The 11714-nt window shown below is 64.0% G+C and carries 9 protein-coding genes; 1 reads left to right on the forward strand and 8 read right to left on the reverse strand.

Annotated elements, in window-relative coordinates; translation table 11 throughout:
• Positions 1-296 precede the first annotated feature (296 nt).
• Complete coding sequence (mtnA, locus tag CIW53_RS13785) at positions 297-1325, reverse strand: S-methyl-5-thioribose-1-phosphate isomerase (protein ID WP_149365302.1); 1029 nt, start codon at positions 1323-1325, stop codon at positions 297-299.
• Positions 1326-1436: 111 nt separating this feature from the next.
• On the opposite strand from mtnA, the gene CIW53_RS13790 reads away from it, so the two are divergent.
• Positions 1437-2366: a PD40 domain-containing protein gene (locus tag CIW53_RS13790; RefSeq protein ID WP_149365303.1), complete on the forward strand. Its 930-nt coding sequence runs from the start codon at positions 1437-1439 to the stop codon at positions 2364-2366.
• 137 nt (positions 2367-2503) lie between these two features.
• Here the strand turns inward: CIW53_RS13790 and CIW53_RS13795 are convergent, their stop codons facing one another.
• The 7 genes from CIW53_RS13795 to infB form a co-directional block, all read right to left on the reverse strand.
• Positions 2504-3574 (reverse strand): class III poly(R)-hydroxyalkanoic acid synthase subunit PhaC, encoded by a 1071-nt coding sequence (locus CIW53_RS13795; protein WP_149365304.1) that lies wholly within the window; start codon positions 3572-3574, stop codon positions 2504-2506.
• 12 nt (positions 3575-3586) lie between these two features.
• Positions 3587-4678 (reverse strand): poly(R)-hydroxyalkanoic acid synthase subunit PhaE, encoded by a 1092-nt coding sequence (locus CIW53_RS13800; protein ID WP_149365305.1) that lies wholly within the window; start codon positions 4676-4678, stop codon positions 3587-3589.
• 124 nt (positions 4679-4802) lie between these two features.
• Entirely contained in the window at positions 4803-6917 is a 2115-nt protein-coding gene (gene pnp, locus CIW53_RS13805; protein ID WP_149365306.1) for a polyribonucleotide nucleotidyltransferase, read from the reverse strand.
• 84 nt (positions 6918-7001) lie between these two features.
• The gene (gene rpsO / locus CIW53_RS13810; protein WP_007513234.1) at positions 7002-7271 is read right to left on the reverse strand and encodes a 30S ribosomal protein S15; all 270 of its coding nucleotides are present in this window, start codon (positions 7269-7271) and stop codon (positions 7002-7004) included.
• Between the two features lie 166 nt (positions 7272-7437).
• A complete protein-coding gene (gene truB, locus CIW53_RS13815) occupies positions 7438-8364 on the reverse strand; it encodes a tRNA pseudouridine(55) synthase TruB (RefSeq protein WP_149365307.1) in 927 nt (308 codons plus the stop codon).
• A 27-nt stretch (positions 8365-8391) separates the two neighbouring features.
• A complete protein-coding gene (gene rbfA / locus CIW53_RS13820; protein ID WP_149365308.1) occupies positions 8392-8775 on the reverse strand; it encodes a 30S ribosome-binding factor RbfA in 384 nt (127 codons plus the stop codon).
• A gap of 95 nt (positions 8776-8870) precedes the next feature.
• Positions 8871-11693 carry a translation initiation factor IF-2 gene (infB, locus tag CIW53_RS13825; RefSeq protein ID WP_149365309.1) on the reverse strand — a complete coding sequence of 941 codons (2823 nt, stop codon included), beginning with the start codon at positions 11691-11693 and terminating at the stop codon, positions 8871-8873.
• Between the last annotated feature and the right edge of the window lie 21 nt (positions 11694-11714).

The raw sequence follows: 11714 nt of genomic DNA on the forward strand, positions 1-11714 counted from the left end.
GATGACAAAAAAAGGACGCTGGCGCCGCGCCTCCAGCGCATGCGCAAGCGACCCGAAATCAACTCGCTGATTGTAACACGGAGAGCCGCGAAACGACAGGATTTAGTTGTTTGAAATCAATGAGTTGCACTGGCGTTTCGCAGTACGTGGAAAGCGCCCCGCAGACTGCTGAAAATTTGATCAGAAGTGGACGTGACAATGTAGCCCTGACAGGCGCGGACAGCCGCCTCGCCGACTGCCAAATCCGGCAACACGATGGGTTCAGGGCACCCTTGCAAAGGCTCGAGGCAGTGCGCTCACCAACCAAACATTGCCTGCATCGAGATGCTGTTCGGCCGCTCGATCACCCCACGCTCGGTGACGATCGCATCGATAAGTTCGGCGGGCGCCACGTCGAACACCGGGTTCCATGCCTGCGCACCATCGACCACGGTACGTTTGCCGGCCGTGTTCAGCAGTTCGGTCGCGTCGCGCAGCTCGATCTCGATTTCCTCGCCGGAACCGGTCGCCATGTCGACGGTCGAGGACGGTGCCACCACCATGAATTTCACGCCGTGGTATTTCGCGGCGATCGCCAGTTGGTAAGTGCCGATCTTGTTCGCGGTATCTCCGTTCGCGGCGATGCGGTCGGCACCCACGATCACCCATTGCACGTCACCGGATTTCATCAGGTGCGCAGCAGCGGAATCGGCGATCAATTGGGCCGGGATTCCGTCGTGCACCAGCTCCCACATGGTCAGCCGCGCACCCTGCTGCCATGGCCGGGTTTCGCCGGCATAGACGCGCGCAATCCGCCCCGCCGCCACGCCCGCACGGATCACGCCCAGCGCCGTGCCGTAACCGGCGGTGGCCAGCGAGCCCGTATTGCAATGGGTCAGCACACCCGAACCGGCGGTGATCAGTGAAGCGCCCAGCTCACCCATGTGACGATTGGCAGCCAGGTCTTCGTCCTGGATCGCCTGCGCCTCGCACACCAGTGCGTCGGCATCGGCACCGGCGGCGATACGCCTCTTCATCCGATCCAATGCCCACATCAAGTTCACCGCCGTGGGACGTGCGGCACGCAACATTGCCAACACGGGCTCCAGCGCCGCTCCCTGCCGCGCGGCCATCGCCACGCCCCAGGCTGCAGCGATGCCGATGGCCGGCGCTCCACGCACCACCAGATCGCGGATCGCCTGGGTGACCTGATCCGCGTCGCGGCAATCGATCCAGCGTTCTTCAGCCGGCAGCAGGCGCTGATCGAGCAGTCGCAAATGATCTCCCTGCCACTGCACGGCACGGATGGAATCGTGTTCGCGGGTCGGCGTCGGCGAAATCGTCATTGGCTGTCGGGCTGCATGCATGAAAAAGGAAAGCGTAGCATGCGCCCGGGCACGTTCGGCCGCTCTGCGACCGTCTTATAGTTGTCCCGACGACACCACGGGAGTACGCGCATGACGAGCGGCAATCGCCACCCGAACCGCACAACCGGTTGGCACCTTTCGCTCGTCCTGGGCCTGCTCGGCGCGAGCATGATCGTGCGTGCGACCGCGGCGCCGATCACGACTGCCGCAGTGCCATGGACGCCGCCGCACATTGCATCGGAGTTGTTCGAGTCGCACGGCGCCTTTGATCCCGAACACGGCGACTTCTATTTCGTGCGCAGCTCACCGAGCTTCCGCGGCTGGCGAATCATGGTCAGCCACTGCAACGCCGACGGCTGGGGCACACCTGTCGATGCCAGCTTCGCAGGTGATGGCGTGGAGGCCGATCCCTTCATTACCTCCGATGGCAAACGCCTGTATTTCATCTCCACCCGTTCGACCGATGGCCAGAAGCACAAGGATCTCGACATCTGGGAGGTCGATCGCGGCGATGAGGGCAACTGGGGCGAGCCGCGACGGTTGCCGCCGCCGGTCAATTCGCGCAGACAGGAGTGGTTTCCGCGCCCTGGAGCGGACGGCTGGCTGTACTTCGGTTCCGGGCGCCCGGGCGGTTTCGGCAAGACCGATATCTGGCGTGCCCGCGAAGATCGCCCGGGCCATTGGCAGGTGGAGAACCTGGGCAAGGCGATCAATACGCCGGGCGATGAGTATGAACCACTACCCTCACCCGACGGCCAGCGGCTGATCGTGATGGCCGATGGCGGCCTGTACCAGAGCGAGCGCCAAGAGAATGGCTGGAGCGAGCGCCGCAGCCTCGGGCCGGCGGTGAACGTCAACGGCAGCGAAATCGGCGCGGCATTCTCGCCAAGCGGAAAATCCCTGCTGTTCTCGCGCGACACAAAGGAGCCGCGCTCCGGCGAGTTCTACGTCTGGCAGCCGGACGGTGCCGAAGCGTGGCCGCCGGCGTGCCCGGCCAAGGGGCGCGTTGCCTCGGATTGAGTGCGATTCCTGCCTTCGCGGGAATGACGATGGTGGGGTGATGGGCTGGCGTGCCAGTTCTTTTGTTTGGTCATTCCTGCGAAGGCAGGAATCGCTCTTGAACGCGGAGCTGACCACCCACCTTCATCGCGCTGAACTCAGCGGGACCGCTCCGCCAACCACTGGTGAATCGCCGGCGGCACTTCGCGTTGTGCGCGCCCGGACACGTAGATGCCGATGTGGCCACCCTTGAACGCGAGCTGGGTGTAGTCGGTGGTACCCACGTGCTTGCCCAACGCGCGCGACGCGTCCGGCGGCACCAGATGATCCTGCTCGGCGAAGATGTTCAGTACCGGCTGGGTGATCATGCCCAGATCGACCGGCTGGCCGCCGATCTGAAGCGTACCCTTGACCAGCTTGTTGCCCTGGTAGAAATCCTTGATGAACTGGCGGAACGCCTCGCCAGCCTGGTCGGGTGAATCGAAGATCCAGCGCTCCATGCGCAGGAAGTTTTCCAGCTCGGTCGGGTTGTCGAGAATGTCGACCAGGCCGATGTACTTCTGCTGGTTCAGTCGCACCGGCTTCAGCGTAAGGTAGACGTAGTTCATCAGCCCGGCGGGGATATTGCCCATGGTGTCGACGAACAGGTCCACATCCATGTTGCGGCACCAGCTCGACAGCATGTTGTCCGGTGTGTGGAAATCCACCGGCGTGACCATGGTGATCAGGTTCTTCACCTTGTCCGCGTGCAGCGCGGTATAGCACAGCGAGAACGCGCCACCCTGGCAGATGCCGAGCAGGTTGATCGCATCGAGATCGTGACGTTTGCGCACCGCATCGACGCAGCGGTCGAGATAGCCATTGATGTAGTCGTCCAGGGTCAGCCAGCGATCGGCGCCATCGGGATAGCCCCAGTCGATCAGGTAGACGTCCTCACCTTGCTCGAGCAGGTTGCGCACCATCGAACGGTCGGCTTGCAGGTCGGTCATCCACACCGTGTTGACCAGTGCGTAGACGATCAGCAATGGCGTCTTCGATTTGGCCTGGCCGTGCCCGGTGAAATGCCACACCTTCAGCTTGTCCTCGCTGTAGACCAGCTCGCGCGGGGTGTTCGCGTACTCGGGCTCGTGCATGCTGCGCAGATGGCCCATGCCGGCGGCGAGCTTGCGCTGGAACGCGGCGATATCGCCAAGGGCCTTGGTCGGGTCGATGCGCAATGGCGTGTACATGGCGATGTCTCCTTACTTGCGCTTGCGCGGACTGGGGCGGGATTTGGATGCGGCAGCAGGCTTGGCCTTGCCGGCCACCGTCGTGCGGACCTTTGCCGGAGTTTTCGAAACGGACTTCTTTACCGCCGAAGTCGATCGTTTGATCGAAGCAACCTTCTTCACCACGGGTGCTACCTTGGCCCCGTTCGCAACCTGGCGCTTCAGCGCAGAAAGTTCGCGACGCAGCGCCATGATCTCGTCGGCACGATCTTCGGTCGCCGTTGCCTGGCTGGCGCGAAATTCACGGCGCAAGGCCTGCAATCGCTCGCCGAGGCTCGACACCTCGCTGCGCGTCGGCATGCCGAGTTGCTGGCAGAACTGTTCGGTCTGCTGTTGCTGCATCTGGCGCACGCGCATCTGCGTATTGACCATGTTGCCGTAGACCTCGCGAAACTCATCGGTCAGCGCGATCTCGGCATACGCCTCTTCAGCGGCGTCCACCCACAAGTCGTACAGCGCCTTCAGCGAGTCGATCTGGCGGCCCGGCTCGGCACGCTCCGCCAACTTGTCCTGCAGGCGCTGCATCGCCTGTGCGTTGGAACGCTGAATCAACGCCTGATAACGCGCTGAAGCCTGCAACGATTCCAGCACGGCAGCCGCCATCGCCTGCTGCTTCATTTGTTGTTCGCGATCCTGACCAAACGCCGGCGTCGGCCCATGCGCACCCGGCAGGTCGCCAAAGCCGCCGTGCTGCGCCGCCTGCATCCAGGATTGCCACTGCCGCGCAAAGCCTTCCGCGCCAGCACTGTCGATGCCGCCGAACGCCTGTGCAAACGGCTGGCTGGCGCCACCGAACAGTTGCTGCAGTTGCTGACGCCAATCCACTGGCTGGGCCGCGGCACCGTTGAGGGCGGCGCCCTGCATCCAGTCGAAATAACCCTTCAGACCAGCCAGCGTGCGTTCCAAAGTGTCGTTGCCGGAAGTCGCCGCTGTCGGCGACGTGAAGAACGGATTGGCAGCGGCAGGTTGGGGTTGCTGCTGTTGCAACTGGCGTGTCCAGGCATCCCATGATTGCTGCGCCAGCGACTGGTAGTCCCTGATGAAATCGTTTGCCGGGTCGGCCATCGGTACATCCTCGTACAAGGTCCATCCATCCTAGCAAAAGCGTGTGTCACAAAATCACCCTGCCAGAACGCACAAGGCCCGGCATGCGCCGGGCCCTGTGAAATCGCATCTTGCAAGGAAAAACTCAGGCAGTGGCACCGCCTGCGCGCTCGTCCTCGGTCACTGCCTTCATCGACAGGCGGATGCGGCCCTGCTTGTCGACTTCGAGCACCTTGACCTTGACGATGTCGCCTTCCTTGAGCTTGTCCGAAACCTTCTCGACGCGCTCGTCGGAGATCTGCGACACGTGCACCAGACCATCCTTGCCCGGCATGATCGTGACGAATGCACCGAAGTCCATCAGCTTGGCGACCTTGCCTTCGTAGATGCGACCCGGCTCGACGTCGGAGACGATCTGCTCGATGCGCTTCTTCGCCGCTTCGCCCGCCTCGCGATTGACCGAGCCGACGATGATGGTGCCGTCGTCGCTGATGTCGATCGTGGTGCCGGTCTCTTCGGTGATCGAACGGATCGTGGCGCCGCCCTTGCCGATCACTTCGCGGATCTTGTCCGGGTGGATCTTGATGGTGATCAGACGCGGGGCGTATTCGCTCATTTCGGTGCGAGCTGTGGTGAGCGCCTTGCTCATCTCGCCGAGGATATGCAGGCGGCCACGCTTGGCCTGTTCCAGCGCCACCTTCATGATCTCTTCGGTGATGCCGTCGATCTTGATGTCCATCTGCAGCGCGGAAATGCCGTCGGCACTGCCGGCCACCTTGAAATCCATGTCGCCGAGATGATCCTCGTCGCCCAGGATGTCGGACAGCACCACGAAGTCGCCGCCTTCCTTGACCAGACCCATCGCGATACCGGCCACCGGCGCCTTCAGCGGCACGCCGGCATCCATCATCGCCAGCGAGGAGCCGCACACCGAAGCCATCGACGAGGAACCGTTGGACTCGGTGATTTCCGAGACCACGCGCACCACGTACGGGAATTCCTCGATTGTCGGCTTCACCGCCTGCACGCCACGCTTGGCGAGACGGCCGTGGCCGATCTCGCGACGCTTCGGGGCGCCAAAACGACCGGCCTCACCCACCGAGAACGGCGGGAAGTTGTAGTGGAACAGGAACGGATCCTTCGACTCGCCGCCCGGCGCGTCGATGATCTGCGCGTCGCGCGTGGTGCCCAGCGTGATCACGACCAGAGCCTGCGTCTCGCCGCGGGTGAACAGCGCCGAACCATGCGTACGCGGCAGCACGCCGACACGGGCGGTGATCGCGCGCACGTCGTCGAGCTGGCGGCCGTCTATGCGCACCTTGGTCTTCAGCACGCTGTCGCGCATGGTGTGGTATTCGAGTTCCTCGAATTCCTTGGCCATCGCGGCGGTGGACCAGCCGTTTTCTTCGGCCTGTGCCTTGAGCCCGGCCAGCACGTCGGCCTTGATCGCGGAGATCGCGTCGCGACGCTCTAGCTTGTCACGCACCTGGAACGCTGCAGCCAGCTGATCGCCGACCGCGCCCTTGACGGCAGCGACCAGCGACTCGTTGCGCGCCGGCGCCTGCCAGTCCCACGACGGCTTGCCGGCCTCGGTGGCCAGTTCGGCGATCGCGCGGATCGCGGTCTGCATCTGCTGGTGGCCGAACATCACTGCGCCGAGCATTACGTCCTCGGACAGCAGCTTGGCTTCGGATTCCACCATCAGCACGGCACCGGCGGTACCGGCGACGACCAGGTCCAGTTCGGAGGTCTTCAGTTCGGTGGCCGACGGGTTCAGCAGGTACTTGCCGTTGGCGTAGCCGACGCGGGCAGCGCCGATCGGACCCTTGAACGGGATGCCGGCCAGGCTCAGCGCGGCGGAGGCGCCGAGCAGCGCCACGATGTCGCCGTCAACTTCCGGATTCAGCGAGACAACCTGCGCGATGACCTGCACTTCGTTCTTGAAGTCATCCGGGAACAGCGGGCGCACCGGACGATCGATCAGGCGCGAGGTCAGCGTCTCCTTCTCGGTCGGACGGCCTTCGCGCTTGAAGAAACCGCCGGGAATGCGGCCGGCGGAATAGAACTTCTCGACGTAATCGACAGTGAGCGGGAAGAAATCCTGGCCTTCCTTCTGCTTGGTCGCGGCAACGGCGGTGACCAGCACCACGGTGCCGCCCATGCTGGCCATGACCGCACCGGATGCCTGGCGGGCAATTTCGCCCGTCTCCAGCGTGACTTCGTGATTACCGTACTGGAATGACTTGGTTACTTTTGCCACGTGCTTAATTCCTGATCTGATTGAGAAGTGCGCCCACGGATGGGCGCCTCTTGATCTGTGCGTTCATGGATGAACGCACGCGAATTACCGACGCAGGCCGAGGCGTTCGATCAGGGTCTGGTAGCGCGCGAGATCGCGATCCTTCAGGTAGCTGAGCAGACGCTTGCGCTGGTTGACCAGCTTCAGCAGGCCACGGCGGGAATGGTGATCCTGCTTGTGTTCCTTGAAGTGGCCGGTGAGGTGGTCGATGCGGGCGGACAGCAGCGCCACCTGGACTTCGGTCGAACCGGTGTCGTTCGGCACGCGGCCGAAATCAGCAATGATCTTGCCGGTCTGTTCTGCGGTAAGAGACATGGATATACGTTCCTTGGAAAGGCGATGCGAAGCTTGTGCTTGCATCATCGCGATGACGCAAGCACAAGCTTCGCCTAGATGAATGAAAGCGTTGAAATAACTTGTCTATTCTACTGATGGGAGCGGTGTTACAACAAGTGCGCAGCCGGTTATCGGCGCAAATTCCTCAGTCTGGCGGCAGGTTGAAGCCACGCAGGACGCGCGCGCGGCCCTCATCGTCCGGTTCCAGCAGTGCCAGCAATGCACCATCGCTGGCAAATGCCGCACATCTACCCACTTCCTGCAGGCCCGGCAGGACAATCTGCTGGCCGCGTGAGATCGCCATGCTCTGTGTTTCGTCCAGATGCAGGACGGGTAGATCGGACAAGCCGGCCGAGACCGGCAGCAAGTGCGCCAGCAAGGCTTCATCGCCCTGCTCCGCCGCCTGCTGCAATTGTTCCAGCGTCACCATCTGCGGTTCGCGGAACGGTTCGACCCAGATCCGGCGCAACGCGGTCAGGTGCGCGCCGCAGCCGAGGTCTTCGCCCAGATCCACCGCCAGCGAACGCACATAGGTGCCGGAACCGCACTCCACCAGAAGTTGCAGCGTGTGACCCTCGCGCGCCAGCAGATCGAGCCGGTATACATCCACCTCGCGCGGTGGCACCTCGACGGTTTCGCCGCGGCGCGCCTTCACATACAGCCGCTCGCCATCCTGCTTCAGCGCCGAATACATCGGTGGTACCTGCAGGATGTGGCCGCGCAATCTGGCCAGCGCCGATTCGATCGTGGTTTCGTCGAGCTCGGGTACCGCACGCTGCTGCACGACCTCGCCTTCGCTGTCGGCGGTCTCGGTGGTGAGGCCAAGCCGGCACTCGGCCAGATACGCCTTGCGCGCGCCGAGCAGGCTGCCGGCCAGTTTGGTCGCTTCGCCGAAACACAGCGGGAGCAGGCCGGTGGCCAGCGGATCGAGCGCACCGGTGTGGCCGCCCTTGGCCGCACGCAGCAGTTTGCGCACGGCCTGCAGCGCCTGGTTGGAACTCAGGCCCGAGGGCTTGTCGAGCAACACGATGCCATGCAGTTGGCGGTATTGAATACGCGGCAGACGACTCATCGGTTCAGCGATACCCAGCGTGGCGTCTCAATCCTGCTTGCCGCCATCCGGCGCAGCCAGGTCGCGCGCCTGCTGGCGCAGCAGCGACTCGATGCGCTCGCCCTTGTCGACCGAGTCGTCGTACTTGAACTTGAGCTCCGGCACCCGGCGCATGCGCATGCCGCTGTGCGCCAGCGCGTGGCGGATCTCGTGACCCATCTCGTTCAACGCCTTCACCGCGGGAAGCCCCTGTTCGGGCATCAGCGCAGTAACCCACACCGTGGCCCAATCCAGGTCACGGGTGATCTCCACATCCGACACGCTGACCGACGGCAAGCCGTGATCGCGCACCGCCGCATGCACCAGCAAGCCAAGCTCACGGCGCAGCTCGGCACCAATGCGGTCAGTACGTTTGAAATCGCGGGAAGGCATGAGGGAAAACCTGAGTAGTGAGTGGAGAGGAGTGAGAAACGAGAGAGAGCGTTTGCGCCCCACTCATTTCCCACTCCTGCGCACTCGTTTCTGCTTTAAAGCGTGCGTGCCACTTCGGTACGTTCGAAGCACTCGATCTGGTCGCCCGGCTTGACGTCGTTGTACTGCTTCACGGCAATGCCGCATTCCATGCCGTTGCGCACCTCGTCGACCAGTTCCTTGAAGCGGCGCAGCGATTCCAGCTCGCCCTCGAAGATCACCACGTTGTCACGCAGCACGCGGATCGGCTTGCTGCGTTTGACCGTACCTTCGGTGACCATGCAACCGGCCACGGCGCCGAACTTGGAGCTGCGGAACACGTCGCGCACTTCGGCGGTGCCGATGATGTCCTCGCGCACTTCCATGCCGAGCAAACCGGTGGCCGCCTGGGTGACCTGATCGATCACGTCGTAGATGATCGAGAAGTAGCGCACGTCCAGGCCGTTGGTCTCGATCACCTTGCGCGCCGAGGCATCGGCACGCACGTTGAAGCCGATGATCAGCGCCTTCGAAGCCGCCGCCAGGGTGGCGTCGGATTCGTTGATGCCGCCGACGCCGGACGAGACCACGTTGACGCGGACCCGCTCGTTGCCGATCTGGGTCAGCGACTCGCGCAACGCCTCGACCGAACCCTGCACGTCGCCCTTGACCAGGATGTTGAGCGTCTGCTGCTCCACGCCCTGGCCCATCTTGGCGATGATGTCCTCGAGCCGGTTGCTCTTGCTGACCATGCGCGTTTCGCGGCGCTTGAGCTCGCGCTCCTGGGCCACTTCGCGGGCCAGGCGCTCGTCCTCGACGCAGACGAAGTCGTCGCCGGTTTCCGGCACGCCGGACAGGCCAAGCACCTGCACCGGAATCGACGGTCCGGCTTCGGTGACCTGCTTGCCGGTTTCGTCGATCAGCGCGCGCATGCGGCCGTATTCGACGCCGCAGACCACGAAGTCGCCCTTGCGCAGCGTGCCCTGCTGCACCAGCACGGTAGCCACCGGACCGCGACCGCGATCCAGGCTGGATTCGATCACCACGCCGGAGGCGCGACCATCGGCCACCGCCTTCAATTCCATCACTTCGGCCTGCACCGAGATCGCATCGAGCAGATCCTCGACGCCCATGCCCGTCTTGGCCGACACCGGGATGAACTGGACGTCGCCGCCCCAGTCTTCCGGCACCACTTCGTACTGCACCAGACCCTGCTTCACGTTGTCCGGGTTGGCGCCGTCCTTGTCCATCTTGTTCACGGCCACGATCAGCGGCACCTTGGCGGCGCGTGCATGCTTCACCGCTTCCACCGTCTGCGGCATCACGCCGTCATCGGCCGCCACCACCAGGATCACGATGTCGGTCGACTGCGCGCCACGGGCGCGCATCGAGGTGAACGCCGCGTGGCCGGGTGTATCCAGGAAGGTGATCACGCCCTTCGAGGTTTCCACGTGATACGCGCCGATATGCTGCGTGATGCCGCCGGCTTCGCCGGAAGCGACCTTGGTGCGGCGGATGTAGTCGAGCAGCGAGGTCTTGCCGTGATCGACGTGACCCATGATCGTCACCACTGGCGGGCGGGTGATTTTCTCGCCTTCCAGTTCGACGTTCTGGGTGTGCGCCGCCAGCGTTTCCTCGGCGTTGTTCTGATTGTCGGCGACCGGCGTGTGGCCGAGCTCCTCGACCACCAGCACCGCGGTGTCGTGGTCGACGGTCTGGTTGATGGTCGCCATCACGCCCATCTTGAACAGCGCCTTGACCACCTCGGAACCCTTGACGGCCATTTTCTGGGCCAGCTCGGCAACGACGTTGGTGTCGCCCACCACCACCTCACGCACCACCGGGGCGGTGGGGCGCGAGAAGCCGTGCGGACCGGTTGGCGCAGCACTGTTGCCGCGCGAAAGCATCTCGCGACCGCCGCGACCGGGTTTGCCACGCTTGTTGCTGGACGAACGACGAGCCCGATCGGCCTCGCTCAGATGCATCTGGCCGCCGGCAAAGCGCTTGCCCCCACCATCCCGGCCTTCCTTGCCGCCGGCACCGTTGGCGCTGTCGTTGCGTTCACGCGCATGCTTGGGCTTGCCACGGCTGGCGTCGCCGGGCGCCGTCGCTGGCGCGGCCGCAGCGCCGGCAACACGCGCTGCCGGCGCTGCGGGTGCAGCCGCTGGCGCCGGTGCCGGTACCGGCTTGACCAGCTTTTCGCGTTTGCGCGGCTCATGGATGCGCGGCAGGATCATGCCCAGGTCCCGCTGATCCATGCGCTGGACCGATACGGCGGCGTCATCGCCGACATCCGGCGCGCTCACTTCCACTGTCGGTTCCGGCGCTGCCTCGACCGGGCTTTCGGCGACCGGCTCGGCGGCACGGGTGGCCTCGGCGTGGGCTTGTTCTTTTTCTGCGTGCCGCTGCTGCTCATCGAGGGCGCGCTGCTGCGCTTCCTCCTGACGGCGCTGCTCGGCCTCGACCCGCTCGCGTTCTTCCTGTTCGCGCTGCTGCTGCGATTCCTGCAGCTTGCGCACGGCTTCCTCGCGCTCGGGCTCGGCGCTGGCTTCCTCGGCGATCACGCTGCGCTTGACGTAGGTGCGCTTGGCACGTACCTCGACGTTGACCGTCTTGGCCGTGCCGGCGGCTCCGCGGCCGCCTGGCGTGGCCACTTTCAGCTCACCGACGGTTCGTCGCTTGAGGGTGATCTGGCGTGGCGCGCTGTCCTCGACCTCCGAGGCAGTTTCGCTCTTGCCATGCGTACGGCGCAGGAAGCCCAGCAACTTCACCTTCTCGGTGCTGCTGATGACCTGTTCCTGGTCGGAAAATTTCATGCCCGCCTCGCCAAGCTGCGTCAGCAGCTTGTCGACCGGCATACCCAGTACCTGGGCGAGTTGTTTGATCGTGACGTCCGACATCGTGTTCTTTGCTCCGCCGTT

It is taken from the genome of Rhodanobacter sp. T12-5 (genome assembly GCF_008329435.1).
Lineage (GTDB): Bacteria > Pseudomonadota > Gammaproteobacteria > Xanthomonadales > Rhodanobacteraceae > Rhodanobacter.